This is a genomic window from Demequina sediminis (genome assembly GCF_030296675.1).
Taxonomy (GTDB): Bacteria; Actinomycetota; Actinomycetes; order Actinomycetales; family Demequinaceae; genus Demequina; species Demequina sediminis.
In genome coordinates, this window is sequence record NZ_AP027736.1 from 818,355 (window position 1) to 842,208 (window position 23,854).

General features: G+C 66.3%; 19 protein-coding genes. 10 read left to right on the forward strand and 9 right to left on the reverse strand.

Annotated elements, in window-relative coordinates:
* Positions 1-1,025: 1,025 nt before the first annotated feature.
* The 4 genes from QUE44_RS04230 to QUE44_RS04245 all read right to left on the reverse strand — a co-directional run bounded on the left by QUE44_RS04230 (position 1,026) and on the right by QUE44_RS04245 (position 7,761).
* A complete protein-coding gene (locus QUE44_RS04230) occupies positions 1,026-2,180 on the reverse strand; it encodes a hypothetical protein (RefSeq protein ID WP_286216046.1) in 1,155 nt (384 codons plus the stop codon).
* Between the two features lie 220 nt (positions 2,181-2,400).
* Positions 2,401-4,677 (reverse strand): DUF262 domain-containing protein, encoded by a 2,277-nt coding sequence (locus tag QUE44_RS04235; RefSeq protein ID WP_286216048.1) that lies wholly within the window; start codon positions 4,675-4,677, stop codon positions 2,401-2,403.
* Positions 4,674-6,395 carry a GmrSD restriction endonuclease domain-containing protein gene (locus QUE44_RS04240; RefSeq protein ID WP_286216050.1) on the reverse strand — a complete coding sequence of 574 codons (1,722 nt, stop codon included), beginning with the start codon at positions 6,393-6,395 and terminating at the stop codon, positions 4,674-4,676. Before QUE44_RS04240 ends, QUE44_RS04235 begins: the two co-directional genes overlap by 4 nt.
* 200 nt (positions 6,396-6,595) lie before the next feature.
* Positions 6,596-7,761, reverse strand: a protein-coding gene (locus QUE44_RS04245) for an IS3 family transposase (RefSeq protein WP_286216051.1) whose coding sequence is annotated in 2 segments (ribosomal slippage) — positions 6,596-7,474 and positions 7,477-7,761 — 1,164 coding nt in all. Because the reading frame shifts where the segments join, the coding sequence is not laid out codon by codon here.
* A 78-nt stretch (positions 7,762-7,839) separates the two neighbouring features.
* Here QUE44_RS04245 and QUE44_RS04250 point away from each other — a divergent pair.
* The 5 genes from QUE44_RS04250 to QUE44_RS04270 all read left to right on the forward strand — a co-directional run bounded on the left by QUE44_RS04250 (position 7,840) and on the right by QUE44_RS04270 (position 13,562).
* A complete protein-coding gene (locus QUE44_RS04250; RefSeq protein WP_286216669.1) occupies positions 7,840-8,052 on the forward strand; it encodes a DUF6112 family protein in 213 nt (70 codons plus the stop codon).
* Positions 8,053-8,961: 909 nt separating this feature from the next.
* On the forward strand, positions 8,962-9,231 hold the full coding sequence (locus QUE44_RS04255) for a DUF6112 family protein (RefSeq protein ID WP_286216052.1): 270 nt from the start codon (positions 8,962-8,964) through the stop codon (positions 9,229-9,231).
* A 27-nt stretch (positions 9,232-9,258) separates the two neighbouring features.
* Positions 9,259-9,972 carry a hypothetical protein gene (locus QUE44_RS14350; protein WP_433997182.1) on the forward strand — a complete coding sequence of 238 codons (714 nt, stop codon included), beginning with the start codon at positions 9,259-9,261 and terminating at the stop codon, positions 9,970-9,972.
* 721 nt (positions 9,973-10,693) lie between these two features.
* On the forward strand, positions 10,694-12,157 hold the full coding sequence (locus QUE44_RS04265) for an SCO6880 family protein (RefSeq protein WP_286216054.1): 1,464 nt from the start codon (positions 10,694-10,696) through the stop codon (positions 12,155-12,157).
* A 163-nt stretch (positions 12,158-12,320) separates the two neighbouring features.
* Positions 12,321-13,562, forward strand: coding sequence for an RCC1 domain-containing protein (locus QUE44_RS04270; RefSeq protein WP_286216055.1), 1,242 nt, complete (start codon positions 12,321-12,323; stop codon positions 13,560-13,562).
* A 44-nt stretch (positions 13,563-13,606) separates the two neighbouring features.
* Here QUE44_RS04270 and QUE44_RS04275 read toward each other — a convergent pair whose 3' ends face one another.
* The gene (locus QUE44_RS04275) at positions 13,607-14,128 is read right to left on the reverse strand and encodes a hypothetical protein (protein ID WP_286216056.1); all 522 of its coding nucleotides are present in this window, start codon (positions 14,126-14,128) and stop codon (positions 13,607-13,609) included.
* Positions 14,129-14,682: 554 nt separating this feature from the next.
* Between QUE44_RS04275 and QUE44_RS04280 the strand changes: the two genes are divergently transcribed.
* Complete coding sequence (locus QUE44_RS04280) at positions 14,683-15,984, forward strand: ISL3 family transposase (protein ID WP_286216058.1); 1,302 nt, start codon at positions 14,683-14,685, stop codon at positions 15,982-15,984.
* 180 nt (positions 15,985-16,164) lie between these two features.
* Here QUE44_RS04280 and QUE44_RS04285 read toward each other — a convergent pair whose 3' ends face one another.
* The gene (locus tag QUE44_RS04285) at positions 16,165-16,842 is read right to left on the reverse strand and encodes a tetratricopeptide repeat protein (protein ID WP_286216060.1); all 678 of its coding nucleotides are present in this window, start codon (positions 16,840-16,842) and stop codon (positions 16,165-16,167) included.
* Positions 16,843-17,077: 235 nt separating this feature from the next.
* Here QUE44_RS04285 and QUE44_RS04290 point away from each other — a divergent pair, with 235 nt between their 5' ends.
* From QUE44_RS04290 to QUE44_RS04305, 4 genes are all read left to right on the forward strand, one after another.
* Positions 17,078-18,670 (forward strand): IS1634 family transposase, encoded by a 1,593-nt coding sequence (locus tag QUE44_RS04290; protein ID WP_425558048.1) that lies wholly within the window; start codon positions 17,078-17,080, stop codon positions 18,668-18,670.
* Between the two features lie 234 nt (positions 18,671-18,904).
* Positions 18,905-19,366 (forward strand): hypothetical protein, encoded by a 462-nt coding sequence (locus QUE44_RS04295; RefSeq protein WP_286216061.1) that lies wholly within the window; start codon positions 18,905-18,907, stop codon positions 19,364-19,366.
* Positions 19,363-20,754: a type IV secretory system conjugative DNA transfer family protein gene (locus QUE44_RS04300; RefSeq protein ID WP_286216062.1), complete on the forward strand. Its 1,392-nt coding sequence runs from the start codon at positions 19,363-19,365 to the stop codon at positions 20,752-20,754. The genes QUE44_RS04295 and QUE44_RS04300 overlap by 4 nt, the downstream gene beginning before the upstream one ends.
* Before the next feature lie 327 nt (positions 20,755-21,081).
* Complete coding sequence (locus tag QUE44_RS04305) at positions 21,082-21,603, forward strand: hypothetical protein (protein WP_286216064.1); 522 nt, start codon at positions 21,082-21,084, stop codon at positions 21,601-21,603.
* Here the strand turns inward: QUE44_RS04305 and QUE44_RS04310 are convergent, their stop codons facing one another.
* From QUE44_RS04310 to QUE44_RS04320, 3 genes are all read right to left on the reverse strand, one after another.
* Entirely contained in the window at positions 21,604-22,299 is a 696-nt protein-coding gene (locus QUE44_RS04310; RefSeq protein WP_286216066.1) for a DUF6308 family protein, read from the reverse strand. It abuts the gene before it with no gap.
* A 180-nt stretch (positions 22,300-22,479) separates the two neighbouring features.
* Positions 22,480-22,998, reverse strand: a complete 519-nt coding sequence (locus tag QUE44_RS04315) for a hypothetical protein (protein WP_286216068.1) — start codon at positions 22,996-22,998, stop codon at positions 22,480-22,482.
* Between the two features lie 16 nt (positions 22,999-23,014).
* Positions 23,015-23,836, reverse strand: a complete 822-nt coding sequence (locus QUE44_RS04320) for a hypothetical protein (RefSeq protein WP_286216069.1) — start codon at positions 23,834-23,836, stop codon at positions 23,015-23,017.
* Positions 23,837-23,854: the final 18 nt, after the last annotated feature.

Genomic DNA, 23,854 nt, shown 5'->3' on the forward strand with positions numbered 1-23,854 from the left:
CGGGTGCGGGACTCTGCGTCTTGATCCCCGCATGTAGCAGGACCCAAGGGCCCAAGTGTGCGAACGCCGTATCACGCGTCCGCATCCAAGAAGGTCCTGGTATCCCTGAGGCCCCCGGACCTTCCACCAGATCCCCAAACGATGACTCTCCGCGCGAAACGACGCCGCCACCTTGGACGCCCTGCAGGCCCTGCTGCGCGCGTTCCAGCAGGTCTACAACCACGAACGGCCGCACCGCGCCAACGACCGCCGAATCCCGCGGAGGCCCCCGAAGCACTACCCATGGGCGCACCCCGCATCGACCTGCTCGGCAAGTCTTGGTGAGTCCGCTACGACACCGTCGACACCGTCGGCGTCATCATCCTGCGCGGCCGCGCTCGCTGACACACGAGTGCTCGTTCTTTGACGCTTTCGTGCACCTGTGTGTCAGCGAAACGGCCATGAGTTTCGGGGTGGCCACAACCGGCCCTGCCCGCCGCGAAGAGGGCGACGAGAAAGGGCCGCCCTTCCCGGCATCTACCAGGAAGAACGGCCCTTCGTCACGTCGGGCTGACAGGATTTGAACCTGCGACCCCTTGCAGGGACCGGGCACTTTCCGGAAACTTTGCGGTTGTCTTGGAATCTCGCGAGTTCCCTCGGATTAATCGGGAACGTGGCGGCTCCCGCATTCCGACTGTGCCCCGTGATTTCCGGTTGGTCCCGGTTGAATCTGATGGCAATTCGATGAGGTCGCGAGACCGCCCCGGACGCCGCCACCCACTTCGGCAGACCCAACCGCTGGCAGACCTCCACTCGGCTGGCAGCGTGGGTTCCGGCGATCCCGTCCGGGTGTGACTCGTGAATTGGCGGGCCCCCACGATGGGGCGGGGTGCCTTACTCAGGATCTGTCCGTCCGCCGGGTGCATGCGCAGCGCCTCCTTCACGAGGCGACGCAACTCGATGGCGCTCGTGCCCTCGAGCGACGGTTGGCGACACTGCATCGCGACCACGTCATGGTGGCGCAGCCGCAGGTAGGGCGGCGCAGCTCACGGGTCTTGACGTCGGAAGATGTGCTCGTAGTGCCATTCGAAGTACTGCTCGCTTGCCTCGTAGGCCTCGAACTTCCGGCCTGCGATCTCCGCGATGCGGCGCCCGATCGCCGATGAGCCAGCGACCGCCGGCGTGCCGATGATGACGCCAGCCTGCACGGCGACGTAACCGTCCTCGAACAGCGCGTCGCACCCGAAGACGCAGGCCAGCATGGCGATCCTGCCCAGATCGCGGATCTCGTCAGGCGTGGCCGCGGATCGCCGCTTGATGTGCGACGCCCACAAGAACCTCGCGGGATACACCTCGCCGCAGAGCGCACAGTTCGCATCGGCGCGCCCAGCGAGCAGGAACTGCCGCAGTCGTTGCTGTTCGCGCCTCTGCTTGGCGGTCACCGGGCGATCGAGATCCCCTTGGAAAGGGCCAGGCACGAGCTCCGGCGCACGGCTCTCGGGACCTGGCGCCTCACCCTCGTCGGCGAGTTCCACCCTCACCGGGCTGCCCTCGACAATACGAGCCCCCGGGATCGTCAAGAGCACAGCTCCAATGAACGCACTGCGGTAGCCGAGAACATCCGGGGTGACCTCCACGATGCCGCGGTCGTGCAACAGCTCGAGGCCCGCTGCAACGTCCGCGATCGGTACTCGCTGGCCCTCCGGCGAGCGCGTAGTCGCGACCACCACATCACGACTGCCTACGTGGAGCACGCTGTTCACCGATCCCGAGACCGTGTGAAGGCGAAGCCCGACGAGCCGCCGCAGCAGCAGCTCCGCATCGTCATCCGGGCGAGTCGGTATCCGCGCGGCGTAGCGGACTCCCGCATAGAAGCGGTTCCCCTTCGGGTGCGGAACGATGGCGTTGCCGTCCAGTGCACGCGCGCGTAGATGCCCTTCGGCGTCCGAGCCGGGGGTCAACACGTTGACGACCGTCGGGTCGGCATACAGAGTGCAACGCAACTCGCCGATGACGGCGTGCATCGCGGTGCGAGGCTGGACCGACGCGAGTGGCTGATTGACGGGGCTCAACGTCGCCGCAGCGTCGCGCCCAAAGACAGCAGCGAGCGTCGCAGCGACCGCCGCGGCAGCCGGGCTCAGTGCAGCCTGGGAGGAGATGCTCGCCTCGGCTTCCTCGCGCGAACCAAAGTACGTGACCACGGGCTCACCCTACCGGCGACACCACCCCGGTAGCCGAGAACGACAACGGAGCTGGACGCCCGACTGTCGCGGTCTACGTGCCCCGAGCGTTCCTCTGGATAGCGGCCGCGTGGGGGAACGCGAAGCCGAAACGCATGGTGGACTTCTCGGCCGTGCGATCGGGTCTGCCCCAGCGAAGGTGGACGTCAATCACCGTTGCATCAGCCCCCGATCCCCGTGCCTAGAACCCATCGGCCAGGAGCCTCCCAACGATTTCTCGCCCCACCGTGATGCGATCCACGCTGTCGACCATCTGCCCACCGACTTCGCGCTGAGTCACTGGAATCAGGCCTTCATATGGCCCAACCTGGACCCAGCCCAGCGACTCCATGATCTGCAGGAATCGCGGCCCGCTCTTCTGGCCCGCGCTGCGAAGCCGAACGGCCCAACCATCGTCGACGCAGCGAACCTCAGCGCTCTTGCGGCGGAACTTGAACCAGCGTTCCGGCTCACTCCCGCGGTACCAGGGGTCTTCAATCTTGTCGGGTCGGCCGGACTCTTCCCACAAAGTCAGCAGGTACGGGTCGCGGTACCAGCTGTTGAGTTGAGTCTTGATGAGCATGCGCACGTTGTATCCGATGTCCTCGCTGTGACGCACGTAGATACCTGAGTCGCCTGACCGCATCGAGGGGTAGCGCGCGAAGTAGTAGCGCCAGTCGAAGCACCTCGCCTCCTCGCGGTCGGCGAGCCAAGCGGCGCGAATGTCCCGCATCGTCACGGTCGGAGCGACATCGCTTTCCGCGACCGCGTCGAGTAACTGCATGAGAGCATCGCGAGTCGACGCGATGCGGTCGCGCTGACCGCCAGCGAGCAGATCGCGCCAGAACTGTGTCTGGCCCATAGCCGCCGTACCGAAGAGCGACTTGGTCGAGCGTGGCACGGTGCGCTGATATTCGCCGAAAGTGAGCAACGCAGCCGAAGCGTCGGCCCAATGGCCCTCGTGTGAGAACACCGCATCGAACGCCGCCGCGCGCGCCGCGAGCCGTGCATCGTCCAGGTCGAACGAGGTGAGCGCGCCGCGCAGCATGTCGTGGTCCTCCAAACGGTGGATCACCCCTTCGAGGTGCGGGTTCGATGCGAGGAACTCGGCCTTCGCGATCTCGTCGGCGACCTGCGCTTGGTTCAGCGTTGAGATCGACTGGAGGTCGCCGTCAATCATCAGACGGTCGACGTCATTCAGAATCGCGGGCATGTCAGCGAGACGGATCTCGTCACCGGACCACTCGACGATGTTGCGCAATGCCCGGAGACGAGCCATCGGCTCGTCTGTGTGTCCGATGCGGTGCATGAGGACCGCGTAGAGCAAGATGCCTTGCTGGAGGCTGAAGGCGCGGGCCTTGGAGTGCCAGAGTTCGCCGTAGTCCCGGCAGCAGGCCGTGAATAGGTCGGATTGTGCGCCGCGACCGAACAGCGGGATCGCTGTCGGCTCCGTTTGATCGTTGCTCGGGGCTGCTGCCGCGGTGGTGAAGACTTCGCCGAAGTAGTCAGGGATCTCCGCTCCCAACCACGTATCGAAGGCGTCGAAGACGAACGTGAGGTGCGTTTCCCAACGGGGCGCTTCGGGCCCGAACAGAGCGTACGCGCGGGGCCCGAGTGGCCCGCTCGTGACAGTCCCGTCTCGCCATTCACAGACCTCGATGAGGAAACCGAGGTAGCGCATGAACTCGTCGTCGACGATGTCGTCGTCGCCCCTGTGGGGCCAGAGCATGTCGGACCAGTCGACGTCAACCTTGCGGGCGAACTCCTTGGCGCGCTCACCGGTGTGCGCGATCGTGCCCTCGAAGCGCGCCTTGAAGTTCTCGAACGGCGTCAGTGGCTTCCCGCGGGAGTTCATCTTGATGTAGAGGTCGTCGCCTTGGCGTGCCTCGTTGATCTGGAGCGTATGGAAGCTGACGACCGGGCCGTCTTCCCGTGTGAGTCGCTCCCAAATCAGGTGCGGGTCAATTGCGTCGAAGCGCTCCGCGATGGCGTCAATCATGACCAGCATCGCCTTGATGGTGGGATCGTGGCGCCAGTCGAAGGCGAACCACGGCTGGTCCATGAGCCAACGTGACGATGGCTCGCCGCTGGCCATCGCGGTCGGGTCGGTGAGCCGCTCGCAGAAGGTACGGGCGCTGGGCCGCGTGGCGTAGTTGAAGTTCGCCCACGTCCCACGGTGCTCGAGCTCGCCAGTGCGGCACGCGGCATACCAATGGATCAGAAACAGGGTAGTGAGGCGTTGCTGGCCGTCCAGGGGCCGGAACACGCCGTCGGCAAAGTCGCCGTAGATGAAGTCGAGGCTTACGGGCACGCCGCACTCGACCGCGTTGGCCAAGACTTCGAGGAAGCCGTCGCGGATGTCTCGGACAGCGACGCCTTCCCGACCCTGGGCGTAGTCGCGTTGAATCAACGGGATCTCGATGCGCGAGATCCCGCTGTCGCGGAAGAGTCCGCTGTACGAAGCAATCTCGCCCTTCACAGCTCGGCTCCTTGGCTCGTCGTGCGCAGATAGGGCCGCAGGGTGCTGCGGATCGCATCGAGGTAAGCGGCCCGGTCGGTCTCGGTCCACAGGTGCGGCTGCTGAGCGTCCGCGTCCGTGAAGTACTTAAGGAAGACCTGGCGCGTGGCGGGTGGCACGTAAGCGCCCTGACGGTCGCGCTCGATGAGCGTACGACGCTTAACTTCAAAGACCGCGTTGCTCAGCGCGGCGTTGTCTCCGGACGTGAGCAGTGCCAAGTTGGCGAGGCCGTGCACATCATCCCCGCCGCCATTCTCAGCAGTCAGAAGTCGCGTCACCGCGAGTTCGGCGGCGCGGAAGGATGCCTCAGTGAGGTCCCCGAGCGCACGGTCCACCTCGGCGACGGCTCTCTCGCGCTGCGCACCGTCGATCGCGTCGAGGCCATCGAGGGCCGCGCGATGGTCCGCGAGCCAGGTTCGCCACTGCTCGGCTCGACGCAGCGGTTCGGCGTTCTGAGCGTGGATGTGCTCAAGGGACCAACGCTGCGCGTGATGCTCGCTGAAGGAGTAGCGCGCGTGCGCGTATGCGGCCGTACGTGCGGTCTCGATGTTCATTAGGAGCAGTGCGTCGCCACACTTGGATGCGCGATGCTCATACCCGATGTCGCCAAGTTCGTCCTCACTGAGGTCAAGCCGCGCCGAGATCTTGCCGGTCAGAGCCTCATCGAACTCGCTCTTGGGCAACTCCGCCGCGAGTTCAATGAGCTCGCGGAAGGGTTCACCCAGGTACATCAGGTAGCCGACCTTGTGGAAGAGGCTGCGGTCCTCGAACCACCACATCATGGTGGCGTGGATATCAAGTACGTCCTGCCAGAACGCAAGTGGCCACGGGGCGCCCTCGGGTGGGTCGATGCGAGCGCGCAGGGTCTCAAAGGTGAAGTACCGAGGGCGGTCACGCCCGGTCGGGCCTCCTGCCATGGCATCGAGAAGGAAATCGATGCGCGTCGACGGCGGCTGTAGCCCGCCAGCCGCGAAGCCCCAGACTTCGGGACGCTGCAGCTGCCGCTCGATCATGTCCCACTGGGCAGCGACTTCCTCCGCGCGCCCCGTGCCGGGCATCACTTCCCTCGTCTTGGCCAGGACCAACGCCTTGACGAGCTCGGAGTCCGTCAGCGGTATCCGGCCTACGTTGAGACGCGTGAACAAGTCTGTCGAGTCGTCGTGGGCTGACGCCTGGTACCAGATGACGACCACGCGCTCGAAGAGCAGCGTGTAGAACTTGTTCGCGACGTACTGGCGCAGCGTGCCGTGCCGATCGAACCACTGCTCGATCGTCTGGTACGCGGCAGCCATGTGGAAGTAGTCGATGTTCTCGCCGGCAAGATCGACGTTGACCTCGCTGAGAAAAGCCTCGCTACCGGGTCGGGTCTCGTACTCGAGCGAGTAGCCAGGCCCTTGGTTCTGAAGGTTGGCCCGTTGCATGAAGTGCATGATCAGATACAGGGTCGTGAGTCGCTGCTGGCCATCGATGAGCTCCCAGCGATCATCGCCTGCGGGCTTCACCACGACGGGCTGGAGGTAGTACCTGTCCCCCTCGCTGGTCCAGACGTCATCGAGAAGCCGCAGCACGTCCGCCGTACCCCATCGGTAGCCACGTTGATAGGACGGCACGAAGAATCGTCCTTCGATCCTCCCAGCGAATACTTCGCCGAGCGAGCCGGCCAACATGTCGTGTTCCATCTAGCGCCCCCTGGAATGCCGCCGGACGCCGGCGACGCGTTGCCGAAAGATAGGTCGACCAGGCCTGGCCGTCGACCGGTCCGAGCCTAGCCAGGTCATCTGACACATGCGGGCACCTCCGAGCCTTGAGCGCGTCGCATCTCCAATGCCGCTGCCGCAACCCGGTCGGGTCTGCCGCACCGATAGGTGACAGGGGCTAGTCACGCGGCGAGGGCCACGTTGGTGGTCATGATGGTCTCGTACTCGATGGGCGTCAACTTGCCCAGGGCTGCCTGTCGGCGTCGGCGGTGGTAGGTCCGCTCGATCCAGGTCACGATCGCGATGCGGAGCTCCTCGCGGGTGTCCCAGGTGCGGCGGTCGAGGACGTTCTTCTGCAACAGCGAGAAGAACGACTCCATGGCCGTGTTGTCGCCAGCAGCGCCCACGCGGCCCATGGATCCGACCATGCCGTGGCGCAGCAAAGCGTGGACCAGCTTCCTGGAACGAAATTGCGATCCTCTGTCGCTATGCAGCACGCATCCGGCGACATCACCCCTGCGTGCGACCGCATTGTTGAGCGCGTTGACGGCCAGGCGGGACTTCATGCGCGAGTCGATCGAGTCCCCCACGATGCGGTTGGAGTACAGGTCCTTGACCGCGCACAGGTACAGCTTGCCCTCAGCCGTCCGATGCTCCGTGATGTCCGTCAGCCACACCTGGTTCGGTGCGTCCGCGGTGAAGACCCGCTGCACGAGGTCGTCGTGGACCGGCGGGCCGGCCTTGCCCTTCTTGCCCCGGCTCTTCTTACCGAAGGTGGACCACCAGCCGTTGTCACGGCAGATCGCCCAGCCGGTGCGCTCAGCCATCGGCTCACCGGCCACACGGGCCTCATCGACGAGGAACCGGTAGCCGAACTCGGGATCGTCCTTGTGCGCGTCGAACAGGGCGTTGGCGCGATGCGCAGCGACGAGTTCAGCATCGGTGACAGGGCTGTCCAGCCACCGGTAGTAGGGCTGGCGAGCGAGCTTCAAGACCCGGCACGTCACCGCGACGGGAATCCCGTCAGCGGCGAGCTCTTTCACGAGCGGGTAGAGCCTTTTCCCGGCAGGTGCGCCTGCGACAGGTAGGCGGCGGCACGGCGCAGGACCTCGTTCTCCTGCTCCAGCAGCCGGATCCGCTTCTTCAGCTCACGGGTCTCGGCGGCTTCGGTGCGGCTCACACCGGGCTTGACGCCCTCGTCGACGTCGGCGCGACGCATCCACTTCTGCAGCGTCATCGGATGGACGCCGAAGTCACGGGCGATCTGCTCGATCGTGACACCGGGCCCACGGTTCCACGCGAAACGGACCACGTCGTCACGGAACTCACTCGGGTAGGGCTTAGGCACAGCAACATCCTTCCAGGCCGCCCGCACGGGCAAGCCAGATCAGATGTCACCACTCAGTACGGCAGACCCCCTCGCGCCATCGTCGGCGCGCTGCTGACCTACGTGCTGATCTTCGCGGTGCTCATGCTGGTCGTCTCCGCGATTGTCTGGGGCGTCGCAACCTCGAGCGGGAACTACCAGCTCGCGATTCGTGCTCGCACCGCCGTCCTCGTCGCCGTCGGCGCAGCGGCGCTCGCGGGTGCCGCTGTCGCCTTGATGAACTTCCTTCTCGGCGTCGGCGAGACGTTGTAGGTGTCAGAGTTCGTTGATCCTGCCGCCACGCGGTGAAGGAGGCGCCGCACCTCGCGCCGTGTCTTGCCAGGGTCTGGGCTGTTCCGCCCGGCCCTTCGCGCCGATACTCGCGATCGCGGCACAAACCGCTAGTCAGGCCATAGGGGTGCTTGACGGCTCGTTGACCCGTGTAGCGATCACCCGAAGTGCGCGCTGTCAGGCAAGTAGCGATCAAGAGCCGGCGGCGGGCCGGTCAGTTCTCGCAGTCGCACGACGTGAGGAAGCAGTGTGGGCAAACTTCGACGCCACGGACGCCCGCGCGATTCAGACGCGGCCGTCCTCGCAAGTACCCGATCCCGAGCGGGCTGCCGTACTGAACGAGACAACAGACCTCGCAGAACGTGGTTTGCCCGAAGGACTCACCCGACGCGACCCGGTCGAAGACTTCTAGCAAAGTTGGACCGTCCACCTCGCTTACCAATGCGCGAGTGTCCCGCAGCCCGCAAGAACGCCGGTGCACGATATCGCCGAAGAATCCGTCAATGTGAGCTCTCGTAACGACCGCGCCCTCGTTGTACGCCTGGGCATTGAGGTCTTTGCCATCTAGCCGGTTTCGCGCCACAGCCATTGGGGCCCCAAGTCATCTACGGGAACGAAGGAGCCCCGGCTCCCCACCGGAGTGTTTGGAGACACTGCTTCCAGAGGAAGCAGGAGGAGCCGAGGCGTGTCGAGCACGATAGCAGGCACACAGCGACAGCCCCAAGCCGCACCAATAGGTGGCAAGGCGGTCCACTGGACTCGCGCCAGAGCCATTCACAGTCGCTCGCGTGACTGTCTGGGCACTGCTAAGAGACGGCTCCGCTGTCGATCGCGGGGGCGCCTCGCGTACCTGTCAGGCAGGTTTCTCTTCGACCTCGACAGGAGCACCTCGTGATCGACATCGACCCCAACAGCAACGGCCTTCCCGGCATCGACCAGCTCCAGACGATCGTGGGCTCGGTCATGACCATCGGCCTCATCCTCGCCGTGCTCGCCCTGATCATCTCGTCGGTCACCTCGGGCTACGGAGCGAACTCGTCGAACCCGCACCTCGCCGCCCGCGGCAAGCTCGGCGTCCTCGTTTCGTGCGGGGCCGCGATCCTCTGTGGCGCGGCGGTAACGCTCGTCAACTTCTTCTGGAACGTCGGCCAGACCGTCTAGCCGAGGCCTTCGGACGAAGGGACCGCCATGGCGAGCGTGTGCGACATCCCCGTCATCGCCGAGGTATGCAACACCGTCGGCGAGGGCACCGCATCGCTGATCTCGGCACCGTTCGACTGGCTGGCATCCGCTCTCGCGGGCGCGGCCGCATGGATCTTCGAGGCAGTGTGGGCGGTCTTCGACACCACCACGCTCGTCGACGTCACCCAGCAGCACTACCTGACCGTCTACAACGTGCTGTTCGGCGTCGCGGTCTTCGTGATGCTGATCTTCTTCTGCCTTCAGCTCATCACAGGGCTCGTGCACCGCGACCCGGGGGCCCTCGGTCGCGCGGCGATTGGACTCGGGAAGTCGGTGCTCGGGTCCTTCATCGTCATCACGCTCACCGCGACGCTTCTCGAGGTCACGGATCAGATCGCCATCGGCATCGTCCAAGCGACCGGCAACACCATGGAGGGCATGGGCGAACGCCTCGCGATGATGATGGGCGGGCTGGTGGCCGTCAACATCGGCGCCCCCGGTGTCGGAGCCATCGTCACGATCTTCCTCGCAGGTCTCGCCGTCGCCGCGGCAGCGATCGTCTGGTTCTCGCTGCTCATCCGCAAGGCGTTGCTACTGGTCGCAATCGTGTTCGCGCCGATCGCACTGGCCGGCATGACGTGGGATGCCCCCGCGGATGGGTGGGAAAGTGGGCGGCGTTCGTCCTCGCGCTCATCTTCTCGAAGCTCGTGCTCGTCGTGATGTTCCTCGTCGCGATCAACCAGACGGCCGCGCCCATCGATCTCGACCTCGCATCGATCTCCGACCCGATCGCCGGGGTGGTGGTGCTGCTCATTGCGGCGTTCGCGCCCTACATGACGTACAAGTTCATCTCGTTCGTGGGTGTGGACATGTATCACGCGATGTCGACGGAGCAGGAGGCCAAGTCCGCGCTCAACCGGCCGATCCCCGTGCGTGCGCCCGCGATGCCTCAGGCCGCCCGGTCGGTGCTCGACGGCGGTGGCGGTGGGAGGGGTGCTGGTGCGGCGCCGCCCACCACGCCCGGCCGGACGATGCCCGCCGCGGGTGCGCAGACCGCGATGCCAGCGGCCGAGCCCGCCGCCGCGTCGGCAGCGGGTGGAGGGTCAGTGACGGCGGGTGCCGGTGGCTCGGGCGCTGCGTCTGGGGCCGGCGCTGCGGCCGGACCCGTCGTAGCCGCCGTCGCGGCCACGGGTGTCGCGAAGGCGACCGCCACTGCGGGACCAAAGGCGGGCGCTGCGGTCGGCGGCGCGGCGGCGGGGCATGCAGACTCGGCGATCCCGAACGCACCTGACTCTCCCGGCGCGCCACCCGCTCACGTGCTGCGGCCCCGCCACTGCCCCGCCCCGCCGGATCCACGCCCGTGCCCCGCGCATCGTCCCCCATTCCGCCACCGCCGCGGCCACCCGTCGACCAACCCACCTCCGTGTAAAGGACGGCTCCCATGGCGATCGACCACGGTGCCCCGCCGGTGCGCCTCTCTCCGGTGCAGTTCTCCCGCCTGGCCAAGCGAGGCGTCATCCTCGGGTTGTCGCTGCCCCAGGTCATCGTGCTGGCGGTCGGTCTCATCACGTTCGTCGCCGCGATCTACGCGGGCGGAGCCCTCGTCGTCGCGTCGAGCTCCCCGATCTGGCTGACCGCGGCCATCGTCGCCTTCGTGCCCGTCGGCGGCCGCAAGGTGATCGAATGGTTGCCTGTCGCCGGCCGCTGGGTGTGGCGGGCCACCGGCGGCCAGCTCGTGTTCCGGCATCACGTGGTCAAGCCGCGGCCCGCAGGAACGCTGGCGCTGCCCGGCGACGCGGCTGCGCTGCGCGAGTGGGAGGACCCCGAGACCGGGGCAGCGATGATCCACGATCCGCATGCTCAGACCCTGACTGCCGTCATCGGAGTGACGCACCCGGCGTTCGTGCTGCTCGACCCTGGTGAGCAGGAACGGCGCGTCAGTGGCTGGGGTCGCGTGCTCGCCACAGCGTGCCGGTCGGGGCGCATCGCGCGCGTACAGATCTCGGAACGCACCCTCCCCGACTCGGGCAGCGGCCTGGCCGAATGGTGGACGCGATACGGCAAGGACGACAACACGTGGCCCGCGGTGAACTACCGCGAGCTGATCGGTCGTGCTGGGCCCGCGACCGAGCGCCACGCCACCACGATCTCGCTCGCGCTGGACATGAAGGCGTGCGCGCGTCAGATTCGCGCCGCAGGCGGCGGGATGAAGGGCACGGCGGCAGTCCTGCGCCAGGAGATGGCGACCTTCGCCTCCGCGCTGCGCGCGGCCGAGATCACCCCGACGGGATGGCTCAGCCCGGGAGAGGTTGCCGTGATCCTCCGCTCGGCTTACGACCCTGCCGCTGGCCAGGCGCTCGAGCGGCACGGGGAGATCGGCCGCTCGTTGGCCACGGCGGGACCGGTGGGCCTCAACGAGACGTGGGAGAGGCTCCGGAGCGACTCGGCGTATCACGCGGTGCTGTGGGTGTCGGAGTGGCCCCGCTCGTCGGTGTACCCCGACTTCCTACGCCCGCTGCTGCTGACCTCAGGCATCCAGCGCACCTTCACGATGATCTACACACCCGTGCGCGCCGACGTCGCCGCCCGCGACATCCGCAAGAAGAAGGTCGGGCTCATGTCCGACGCCACCCAGCGTGCCCGCATGGGTCAGATCGAGGACGCCGAGCGCGCTGCGGAGTTCCAGGACGTGCTCCAGCAGGAGTCGGACCTCACCGCCGGGCACGGGGTGCTGCGGTACACGGGACTCATCGCCGTTTCTGCCCGCACCGAGGACGCGCTCGAGGAGTCCGTCGCCGCTATCGAGCAGACTGCAGTTCAGGCCTCCTGCGAGACGCGGCGGCTCGTCGGGCAACAGGCCCACGCGTTCGCGGTGGCGGCGTTGCCGCTGTGTCTAGGCGTGTGAAGTGTTCACTGATTGACCGCCGCGCTCACCCTCAATCGGATAATCGAAGGCATGCGGACACAGGGCGCTCCAGCCGCGACGCTCCCACGGCAATACCGTCGTGTAACTGGCTCCTCGGCTACCCTGCCAACAGTTTCCATAAGAGATGTTGCGAGGTGGCGGCATGGGTTGGTTCGGGCGAGGCCCTCGTAAGTCGAGTGGGTCAACCCTTTGGGCATGGGGCCCGGGCGACCTCGGCCAACTCGGAGACGGGCGCGGCCCGGGCGTTCACCGCCCAGCCCCGCTCCGAACGACTTCCGAGATCATCGAGGTAAGCGGTGGCCACAGCTTTGCGCTCGCGCGGTGCGCTGACGGAACAGTCCTCGCGTGGGGCAGCAACGAGAACGGCGAATTGGGCGACGGGAGTCGGACCTCGAGGTCCAAGCCTGGACGCGTCGACGGGCTTAGCGATGTAGTCGCCGTCGCAGCGGGAGTTGCATCGGGCTACGCACTTCGCGGCGATGGAACGGTCTGGGCGTGGGGCGCGAACAACGGGTACCAGCTTGGTGACGGCAGTCAAGAAGGCCGATTACGGCCGAACCGCATCGTCGCCTTGAAGGATGTAGTAGGGATCGCGGCTGGTGAGTTCACTGCGTACGCATTGAAGTCCGACGGCACAGTGTGGTCGTGGGGAGCAAACGGCGCGGGCGAGTGCGGCAACGGCTTCGACCTGGGAGCCGTGCCAACGCCGACCGAGGTCTTCAACTTCCGATTCATGACTCCAGACGGAGGCATGGGTGAGTGCCACAGCATCGCAGAACTGGCCGAAGCCACTGGCGGAATTGTCTCGATCGCCGCCGGGTACCGTGCCGCGTATGCGCTCGGACGCTCGGGAGTGGTCGTTGCATGGGGCAGCAACGAGAACGGGCAGCTCGGAAACGGCAACAGCAGGCCCGATCACGTCGCGCGATTCGACCTCATGAACGGATACGTGCAGTGGGCGATCGTCGAGCAGTTGCCGCCTGCGATCCAGATCACCTCACGCGGCAATTCCGCTTACGCGCTCGCTGAAGACGGGACTGTGTGGAGTTGGGGCGCCAACGAGTACGGGCAACTGGGCGCTGCCCCCTCAACGGATCCGTTCATCACAGCCCTCGCTGCTATCGCAAAGAACTCGTCTCGGACACTGCCAGGGCTCGTTGACGGGCTCACCAACGTTGTACAAATCGCGACAAGCGCCGATACGGCTTACGCACTGAAGAGCGATGGCAGCGTATGGGCGTGGGGCGAAGGCGAGTACGGGTGCCTTGGAGATGGCACGACGGCGAACCGAGCCCGCCCCTCGCGCGTAGATTTGGGCGGTCCCGTCACACAGATCGCGGGCGGCCTCATCAACGGATACGCGGTCGGGGCAGCAACCGCATAGCGGCAGTAAACACCCGGAGAAGGTCCTGTCGACCTAATTGTCGTCTACTGCCAGATCTCCAAAGCGCTCGGGTCAGTCATCTCCATCTGCGTGACGCCTTCGTAGAGGTAGATCTCACCACTGCCGCAGATCGTCGCATCCGCGTCGATCGGTTCGAGGTAGATGTCCCAGAAGATGAACGTGAAACGGTCAACGGAAGGATAATCCGCGCCGATGTTAACGAACGTGCCGTGCTCGGTCTCGCGGCTGCTCATCAGCGGGCCGCATACGCGCTGCACCTCTCCTACGTGCGCGGCCGCTTGATCCCATCCGAGACCGTCTTCGGGCCACGTCGCGCCCTGCCCCACGGATCGCCACGATGACTCGTCGGCCGTGCCAGCCGTACTGAAACTGCACCATCCATCCTGTTCGAGCAGTTCGACAGCTTCCGCGCGCATACCCCAACCGAGCAACTCGTCGCAGGAATCGCTGCCGTACTCGCTGTCTCTGGCGTGAGCAACATAATCGACAGCAATGTCGTACTCATCCGAGCAGTTGTCGCTCAACGCCTGCAGCACGGAGTTCATGTCGCCCGCGTCCGATCGCTCATACGCAACGGCAGCGTTGAGGAGCTCCGAGCAGTTCGGTACTGAGTAGGCGGAATCCGAGTTCGGCGTGCCCGAACAAGCCGCCACCGTAGTCGCGAGGAGGGGCGCGAAGAGTGAAGCGGCTGTGAGCCGCGAAGTAGGCCTCATAGGCTCCTCATATTGGCCGGTCACCGTCGTAGCGGACTGGACTTGTGCCACGACACGCCGCGCGAGCCAGGCGAAACATCACCTGGGACATGGGTGGAGCCCGCATGCGGATGTGGCCACCGCTCCGTCGCGCGTGTCTCGCTACTTTGGCCCTCCAAAACCAAGGTGGCCCGTCGAGTCGACATTGTTCAAACGCCCGAGTCTTGAAAGACGTCTATTCTCGGATGCTCGCACGATGGTCGACGCGATCGTCTGCCGTGATCTCACCCGGGTTACGGGCTCTTCGCAGTTGACGGTGTAGCGCTCTCTGCGGTGAGTGGTCGGGGGTAGGGGTCGAGGTCCTCCAGGATGGAAGTTCTCACACTGACCATCTGAAAGACCTCGACTTGCTCAACGCTACCTTCGGCGCGCCCGACCTCACGACCTTCTGCAACCTCGACGCGCTCGGCCTGACCGTCACGGGCCAGCACGTCGCACCCGACCGGGCGACGCTCGAGTGCCGTGTCGCCGCCGTCGACGACCAGTGCCGTGGCTGCGGCGGGCGCGGACAGTCGCGAGGATCCATCGCCCGCCGCCTCGCACACGAGCCCTTCGGCGGCCGGCCCACGACGCTGCTGGTGCGAGTGCGCCGCTACCGATGCTCGCCGTGCCGCCGGTTCTGGACCGACGACCTTCGCCCAGCGGCTGAGCCACGCGCGAAGGTGTCGCGCGGCGGGCTCACGTGGGCGCTCAAGGCGCTCGTGCTCGACCACATGTCGGTCTCCCGCATCGCGGCGGGGCTCGGCGTCGCCTGGCACACCGCCAACGACGCAGTCCTGACCGAAGGCCACCGTCGCCTGATCAACGACCCGGCCCGCTTCGACGGCGTCGCCGTGATCGGGGTCGATGAACACGTCTGGCGTCACACCCGCTTCGGCGACAAGTACGTCACCGTGATCATCGACCTCACCCCCGTCCGCGACCGGGTCGGTCCGGCCCGGCTGCTCGACATGATCCCTGGCAGGTCGAAGGCCGTATTCAAGACGTGGCTGTCCGAACGCCACCCGTCGTGGAGCAAGCAGATCGAAGTGGTCGCGATGGACGGCTTCGCGGGCTTCAAGACCGCCGCGGCCGAGGAGCTCCCGACCGCGACCGCGGTCATGGACCCGTTCCATGTCGTGAAGCTCGCCGGCGACGCACTCGACCAGTGCCGACGCCGCATCCAACAAGCCATCCACGGTCACCGCGGCCACACTGGCGACCCGCTCTACATGTCCCGCCGCGTCCTGCACACCGGACTCGAGCTCCTCACCGACCGCCAGTGGGACCGCCTCGACGCTCTCTTCGACGCCGACGACCATGCTGAGGTCGAGGTCACCTGGGGCGTCTACCAGCGCATGATCACCGCCTACCGCAACCCCGACCGCGCAGCCGCCCGCGCCGACTTCGCGGCGCTCATCGCGTCGCTACGCACCGGCGTGCCGGCCGCGCTCGTCGAGCTGCGACGCCTGGGCCGGACCCTGAACCATCGAGCCCACGACATCCTCGCGTTCTTCGACCGCCCCGGCACCAGCAACGGCCCGACCGAGGCCATCAACGGCCGACTCGAGCACCTCCGCGGCTCGGCCCTCGGCTTCCGCAACCTCACCCACTACATCGCCAGGTCACTCCTCGAAGCCGGAGGCTTCAGGCCACTGCTACACCCTTGAATGCGAAGAGCCGGGTTACGTGGCAGGACCTGCCATTCGGACTTGAGTCATGGCACGCCTGGTACACGCGGCACCGAGCGATGACGGTCGAGGGTACCTGGGACAAGGCGATCACGAAACCATGCGCCGTCATTGCCTGGTCACCGAGACTGTTCGACATGCCCGTGGGGGCTAATCGCTCTAGTCCAGGTCTTGACGAATCTGTTGCGCGAAGGCCCTCGCGGTTGGGTTTCCGCTGGCGATTGCACCCGGGAGCCACTCGAGAATCTCGTCTCGGCTGAATACCTGAGATATCCCGATCATCGCGTCGGGATAACCAACCTCCGCGGCCCTCATGTACCAATGGCGTGCACTCTTAATGTCTCCGCGAGCTTGTGAGACCACGCCAGCATCCCAAGCCGCCTCGGTGTCGCCAGCATCCGCTGCCTTCGCAAACCAAGCGATTGCGAGATCCGGTTCACCAATACTGTCGTAAACCCCACCGAGGCCAAGCATTGCATCGGCATCTCCACCGACAGCACTCTGCAGCATCTGCAGGAGTGCCGGCGCCGACGCATTGCCAGCTCGCGCCGCTGAATCGAACCACCTCATCGCATCTTCGATTTGGCCACGTCGGAACATAATGCTCGCGACGTTGTGCATCGCGTCGTCATCCCCCGCGTTGGCGGCCCGAACGTACCACTGCAGGGCCTGGTCAACGTCGCCGCGCTGTTCAAGGTTGAGGCCGAGGTTGAACATGGCGTCCCGATTTCCCGCTTGAGCGGCCTTCGTGTACCAGGAAATCGCTTCATCCGTCCTACCGACGGCCACGAGCCTACGGCCGAGTTCATTCATCGCAATCGCATCGTCGACAGACATCGCACCCCCTCATTTGGACTTGGACAATCGTACAGGAATGACGGTACCGGGAGATGCGTCGACCCAGTTGAGCTCTCGCATTGCGTGTCGCTGCAATTCGCACGAACGGCAGGCGCCCACCTGACTCGTGCCACCCTCGCCTCGGCGTACGGCTCGGGCCCGATGTACCTGGGGCTTCGTGTTGGGGTGGGGTGTGTGTCGGTCACTAGGAAGTCGGTTGTGGGAGTCTTCGGGGGTGGCTTCCCGGTTCGTGCGTAGGGTTCGCACCACGTCCGGCGCGGTCGCGGTGCAGATCATCACGCGCATCCCGGGTGAGGCCGACAGCATCGAGCATGTCGGGTCGGCCCACACGGATGCGGAGCTGGCGGTGTTGATGGCTCTGGCGCGTGACCGCGTCGCTCCTGGGCAGGGCGAGCTCGACCTGGGCGCGCTTGCTGCGGTGCCGGCGCGGATGGACGACATCGCGGACTGGACGGCCGCCAAGGTCGAAGCGGCCGACGCGGCTACGGGTGTGGGCCGGCCGGTGAAGGTCGCCGCGGGCGGGCGCACGGTCCGCACCTCTGCGACGGTGCTGTGGCGCGTGTTGACGGACGCGTACACGCGGCTGGGATTCGACGTCGTCGACGACGAGGCGTTCCGGGCGATGGTGCTGGCGCGGCTGATCGAGCCGACATCGAAGGCCGACACGGTGCGGGTCTTGGCGTCCGTGGGCGCGCCGCCGGTGGCGCTCAGAACGCTGTTCCGGTCGCTGCAACGCGTGAATGAGCGCGGCTACCGCGACCAGATCGCCCGTGCCTGCCTGGCCTACTCATTGAAGGCGACCGGTCCGGCGACGTTCGTGATGTACGACGTGACGACCCTGCATTTCGAGAACGACGACGAAGACACCCTGCGACGTGTGGGGATGTCCAAGGAACATCGCGTGGACCCGCAGGTCCAAGTCGGGCTCCTCGTCGACCAGGCCGGGGTGCCGCTCGAGATGCACCTGTTCGAAGGCAACAAGGCCGAGACCACCACCCTGATCCCGGTGCTGCACGCCTTCCAGACCCGTCACGGCATCGACGACATCGTCGTCGTCGCCGACGCCGGCATGCTGTCCGCCGGTAACCTCAACGCCCTCGAGGATGCGGGCTTGTCGTTCATCGTCGGGTCCCGTCTGACGAAAGCGCCCTACGATTTGGACGATCACTTCCACGCCCACGGCAACCACTTCACCGACGGGCAGATCCTCGAATCCACGCGCGTGATGGGCTCCGGGGCCGGCGCGCGTGAACGGCGGATCGTCTACCAGTGGTCGTTCAAACGCAACAAGAGGGACGACCGCAACATCAACCTCATGATCGCCAAGGCCGAAAGAATCGCCGCCGGACAGATGCCGCTACGCAAGACACGGTTCTTGAAGGTGTCCGGTGCGCGCAAAGAGCTCGACCAGGCCACCATCGACCGTGCCCGCCAACTGGCCGGCATCAAGGGCTACGTCACGAACATCCCACCCAAGATCATGCCTGGCAGCGCCATCATCGGCGCCTACCACGACCTGTGGAAGGTCGAGCAGTCATTCCGCATGACAAAGTCCGACCTGAAAGCCCGACCGGTCTTCCACCACAGGCGCGACGCGATCGAGGCGCACCTGACCGTCGTGTTCGCAGCCCTCGCCATCGCCCGCCACCTGCAAGCCGCCGGCGAGATGAGCATCAAGAAAATCATCACGACGCTGCGCGAGGTCCGCTCCTCCACCGTCAGCATCAACGGCGAGACCATCACCTTCGAAGCCGAGCTCGAAGAAGACGTCCAGGCACTACTCGATCGACTCGAATCCAGTCACTAGGGAGTGGCACGAGTCAGGACAGACATCGCACCCCCTCATTTGGACTTGGACAATCGTACAGGAATGACGGTACCGGGAGATGCGTCGACCCAGTTGAGCTCTCGCATTGCGTGTCGCTGCAATTCGCACGAACGGCAGGCGCCCACCTGATTACCACCACGGCAACGCTTGATGGGCAGGCTCCTTGCGGGGACGGCGCGTGTACCTCTCCGTCACCATGACTGGAGGTGCGGCATGCCGACGTTCGAGGACCCGCTCGCCGACGCCGAGGAAGCACGGCAGGCACTTCGGGCGTTGGCGCATGCGACCCGAAGCTTTGCGAGCCCCTCGCAGACGTACGCAGTGGTGGGCGAGTTGCTCGGCGGGCTGCGGTCGTTGCACCAGGTGCTCGACCAGGTCGCCTCGGCGCACACGCGGCACGAGGAGTTCGCCTTCACTGACGACGGGGAGCACTGGACCGGCGTCGAGGAGGCGTTCGCTGCGGCTCGAGGGTTGGAGCGAGCCTCTCGGCTCGTGGCACGGGCCGAGCTCGCGGTGGACCAGGCGTCTCAGCATTCAGGCCGCATCGCGTGGGACACCACGCCGTTCCGGCCCATCGTGCCTGTGAGCGACCGCCTCGCGCCGCGCTTCGGCCCGTCTGACCCGTTCGCCCGACCCGACCAGGCCGCCGAAAAGTCGCAGGGGATTTCGCTGTGAGCCAGACCGAGAAGGACAAGCTGCACACGTCGGTGCTGCTCGGACCAGCGAAGGAACGTCGGCGGGATCGCAAGGCTCGGCGCCGGGCAGCCGCGCAGCTCACGGCAGTCGACCGGCGGACCAAGGAGGCGTTCGCCAAGACGGAGTGGGAGGCGGAGCGCGCCCGGCAGAAAGCGACCACCTACCTGCCGTCCTCGGGCGAGGCGCGAACAGCCGCACTCCGCACGCCAGGAAGGCTTCACCTCCCGAGGCACCAGGACACCTCGGCCACGCTCCAGGGCGCCTATCCGTTCATGGCCGAGGGCGGCTTCGGCTCGCACGGGGTATTCATTGGCGCCGACCTGTTCTCCGGGTCCTCCTTCGTCTACGACCCGTGGGTGCTGTACTCACGCGGGATCATCACCGCGCCGAACATCGTGCTGGCCGGCATCGTCGGCTCCGGCAAGTCGTCGCTCGCCAGGAGCCTGTACACGCGCTCGATCGCCTTCGGGCGGCGCGTGTACGTGCCCGGCGACCCGAAGGGCGAGCACACCGCCGTCGCCGCGGCGCCCGCATGGGGCGACCTGCTCCAAGCCACGACGGAATCCGACCCGCGCACCCGCGACTCCATCTGGCAAGGCGTCTCCCTCGCGCTCGGCGCGCTCGCCGACCCCCGGGTGCTCGACGCCGTCAGCCCGGGAGAGGACGAAGACTTCGACCCCGAAGCGTTCCTGCGCGAGTCCGGCACGCTGTACTTGCTCGCCACCGGCGCGGGCGCCGGCGCATCGTCCGCGTTGGTCGCCGCGCTCCTCGAGGACCTCGTCGAGACCGCGCGCAAGATGGCCGCCCGCTCCCCAGGCGCGCGCCTCGACCCGCCTCTGCTCATGGCGCTGGACGAGATCGGGAACCTCGCTCCTCTGCCGTCACTCCCAGTCCTCATGGCCGAGGGCGGCGGCACCGGTATCACCACGATGCCCGTGCTGCAGTCCATGGCACAAGCGCGCGACCGGTGGGGCCGGGACGCTGCGACCGCGATCTCCGACGCGTCCATCGCCAAGGTCATCCTCGGCGGCGCGTCGAGCTCCAGTGACCTCCAGGAGCTTTCGACACTGATCGGCGAACGGGACGAAATGACGGACTCCATCACCTACGGCGACCGGGGCTCGCGCGCCAACCAGCGTTCGATCCGGCGCCTCGCGGTCATGCCGCCCAACATCATCCGCACCCTGCCTTACGGCACCTCGCTGGTGTTGCTGCGGAATGCACCGCCGATCATCACGCGGATGCGGGAGTGGACGGCGCGGCGGGACGCTAGGACCTTGAAGTCAGATCGGGCAGCTGTCGAGGATCTCCTCAGGGTCGGGCCCAAAGCCGCCGCCACTCGTATGGCGACATCCGCCGACGAGTAGCGCGCTGCACGGCAAGTGAGGTCCGTCGGGGTTACCAGTGGGCGCGCCAGGCTGCGCCGTGGCTTCAGCGCCCACTTGAGTAGTACTCGCACCTCCACTCGCCCGGAAGATGCCAGGCGCGCACTCGAAGCGCTCGCCCAGGCCTCTGCCGCACGATTTCGGTTCGACCCTCTAATGGCTGGCGATGTCAATACCCGTTGCTACGATGCAGACGCGTGAGCCGGGCAGCATGTGCACGGCGCGTTACGTTCGCCACGAGGGGGTACTGAGGTGGCCGGAGTTCTCTCACGGGTACCCGTCAAGCTGCACAAGCAGGTAGCGCGGGGCATGCTCGCTGTCGGCATGATGGCTGGCGGGTTTGCGCTCATCTTCATCGTCGCGTACTCGGAGACCGAGAAGTCGTCCGGCGCCCTGTGGTGGAAGAAGACCACCGAGGTGCCGCTCAGCGAGCGGCTCCCCTATCTATTCATCAGCATCACGCTCTTCATCGCTGCAGCAACGGCGGTGGTCATGGCATTGAGGCTGCTTGGCGCGCAGTCCCGGATGCAGAAGTACCTGACAGTCACCGACGGGGTCGAGTCAATCGAGATCCGGCAATTGGTGGAGATCACCAACACCAGCCGGGCGAAGGTCTATCGCGACCTTGAAGCTCTGATCAGCTCTGGCATGGCGAGCGACCTCTACATCGACTACCAGGGTCAACGGCTCGTGCGCAGGAGTCACGTTCCGAAGAATTCGCGCAAGGCGACCGTACGTTGCACGTCCTGCGGAGGATCGAACGACATCATCGTCGGTAGCGCCAAGAAGTGTGACTACTGCCTCAGCGCGTTGCCTCTCGACTTAACCTAGCTAGCGCGCGGCACGAACCCAAAGGGCAGCGTCAAGGATGCGCAGGTCAGGTTCGCGTCCGAAGTCGTTCTGAAGGTCACCTGCGGCGTCGGCAGCAATCCGCGCGCGCGCGCCGTCTAGCGCCCCGACGACTTCGGCATCGAGCAGAAGCGCGCGCATGAGCTGCCAATACACGAATGCGGACTGGAGCGCCCGGTCGCCCAGGAGGTTGCCGACGACACGGTCCCGCACGGGGATGAGGCTGGGGCGCTTGCGGGCAGAGATCTTCGCCGCGGTTACCCAGGGGTTCGAGTCACCCTTGGTCGTCGGGTCGGCGATCGCGGCCTTGATCGCAGCATGCAGCTCCCAAGCTGCGTTGAGGTCACTTGCGGTCGCGGTGCGAAGGTCCGCGCCGGGCGCGATCGCGGACAGCGTGGCGCGGACCGCGTCGCTGAGCGGGTTGTCTCCCTGCAGCGTCCGCACGCCTCTGGGCGAGACGTCGACTCCGAGGAGCGTGATCGCGCTCAGGTCGTCAGGTCCAACGTGGTCGCCGGCGTTCACGCCCAGCGTGCGAAACGTTGTTCCCGCATAGTCCCCGGATGCCCGGTAGTACGCGGTGAGCTTGTTCGCGGCTAGCGCGGAGAGCGTGGTCTCGCGAGCGGCCGCGTACTCGCCGGCGGTGGGCGTGGATGACGGCTCAGAGAGCTCGAGGAACATGCGGGGCCTCCAGATCGGACGTGCGTGAACGCTATCGTGGCCGGCCCGTTAGGCACGGGCTTGCCGCAGACCGCCGACATCGACCGCGCTGACACCTGGACAGTGGATCGCGGACCTGCGAACGTCCGGTCGATGCGGAGGCCGGGCCGTGCGGGCGACGCCGGCTCTCCGCCGCGATCGCTACGCGGAGACCGTCGTTGCCGCGCCTGACCGCTCGCTATCTGACCGCGCTTTGCGGCGGCGCGCGGGGACGTTGACCTCGATCTCGATCGTGGTCGTAGGTCCGAACTTCACGGAGGACACCCTGCCCTCAAGGCCGAGGCTCGAGCGCAGGCAAGTGCCGAGGTCGATCTCGAGGGTGAAGTCGAGGGCGTTCTTGGGGGTGAGGACGAGGGTGCCGTCGGGCAGTGGCAGGTCTCGGAGCTTGTCTTGGATCTTGCCGTTGATGATCGGGGTAGGAACCGGGATTCCGCTGGTGTGTGCGACGGCGACGGTGGCGCGCCAGGTTCCGTTGTCGATGCGATGGTCGCGGATGGTGGCGACGGCCCGAGCCCGCAGGGGTCGGCCGAGCACCTCGGTAATCTCGTTGTCGATCTCGATCTCGAGTTGGTCATGCGAGTTGGCGCGGAGATCGAGGATGTCTTTGTTCTGCGCTCGTGCCAGGGACCGCAGTTCATCGGCGGTGACGTGGATTTGCATGGCGTGGCCCTTCCTTTCAGTCGCGGGGTCGTCCAGCTTCGTTCAGAGGCGGTGCGCGCCGCGACCGACAGTGGTGTGAGTCGGCGGCGCGTGGGGCTGGCGAGCGGCGCCTAGACGACGGCCATCGCGAAGCCTGAGGCGGTCGCCCGGCTGGGTGCGGGTGTGGCGCGAATCCAGGCGCGAGGGGCGGGACCGAAGGCGGCACGGGCTCCCTTGGTGACTCCCCAGGCCATGAGGCCGTTGCCAGCTCCGCCGATCGCGGCGCCGATCCCGAGGGTGCGATGCGGCCGATGACGACGATGCCCTGCTTGGTGCCGTAGCGGGTCACGAAGTTGTGGCCGAGGACCTTGTTGATGGCGCGGATGGTCTCGATCGGGATCGAGTTGGTCACCTTGCGACCCAGGTGGGCGCCGGTGCGGCCAGCCATCTTTTGGACCAGCTTGGGTCCGCTCTCGCCTAGCATCATCGCCAGGACGAGAGTGCGGCGGCGTTCGATGTCGTCGATACGGATGTCGTGGACTTCGGCGATCGCGAGCGCGAGGAGCACGCCTTGTTCGATGGCGGTGAGCGTTTCGCCGGCGGTGAGTGCGACTGCGGTCGCAGTGCCGACGCCGGGGACGGCGGCGGTGGCGCCGACGGCGGCGCCGCTGGCCGACAGTGACGAGATGTACTGGCGCTCGAGTGAGGCGATGACCTGCCCGGGAGTCGCGTCGGGTCGACGGCGGCGCATGAGGGCGACGTGTGCCGCCGCTAGCGGCTGCTGGGCGGTGAGGGCCCGGTCGAGCGCCTTGAGCAGGAGCGATGTGTTGGTCGGCGTCGTGGCGGTGGTGACGGTCATGGCGTTGGTTCCCCCAGT

Bases quoted from the DNA above. Each gene is read 5' to 3' on its own strand.
- QUE44_RS14350 (WP_433997182.1), top strand. From the start codon at position 9,259: ATGGCGAGCGTGTGCGACATCCCCGTCATCGCCGAGGTATGCAACACC.
- QUE44_RS04265 (WP_286216054.1), top strand. From the start codon at position 10,694: ATGGCGATCGACCACGGTGCCCCGCCGGTGCGCCTCTCTCCGGTGCAG.
- QUE44_RS04285 (WP_286216060.1), bottom strand. From the start codon at position 16,842: ATGTCTGTCGACGATGCGATTGCGATGAATGAACTCGGCCGTAGGCTC.
- QUE44_RS04310 (WP_286216066.1), bottom strand. From the start codon at position 22,299: ATGTTCCTCGAGCTCTCTGAGCCGTCATCCACGCCCACCGCCGGCGAG.
- QUE44_RS04295 (WP_286216061.1), top strand. From the start codon at position 18,905: ATGCCGACGTTCGAGGACCCGCTCGCCGACGCCGAGGAAGCACGGCAG.
- QUE44_RS04305 (WP_286216064.1), top strand. From the start codon at position 21,082: ATGCTCGCTGTCGGCATGATGGCTGGCGGGTTTGCGCTCATCTTCATC.
- QUE44_RS04270 (WP_286216055.1), top strand. From the start codon at position 12,321: ATGGGTTGGTTCGGGCGAGGCCCTCGTAAGTCGAGTGGGTCAACCCTT.
- QUE44_RS04275 (WP_286216056.1), bottom strand. From the start codon at position 14,128: ATGAACTCCGTGCTGCAGGCGTTGAGCGACAACTGCTCGGATGAGTAC.
- QUE44_RS04320 (WP_286216069.1), bottom strand. From the start codon at position 23,836: ATGACCGTCACCACCGCCACGACGCCGACCAACACATCGCTCCTGCTC.
- QUE44_RS04315 (WP_286216068.1), bottom strand. From the start codon at position 22,998: ATGCAAATCCACGTCACCGCCGATGAACTGCGGTCCCTGGCACGAGCG.
- QUE44_RS04240 (WP_286216050.1), bottom strand. From the start codon at position 6,395: ATGGAACACGACATGTTGGCCGGCTCGCTCGGCGAAGTATTCGCTGGG.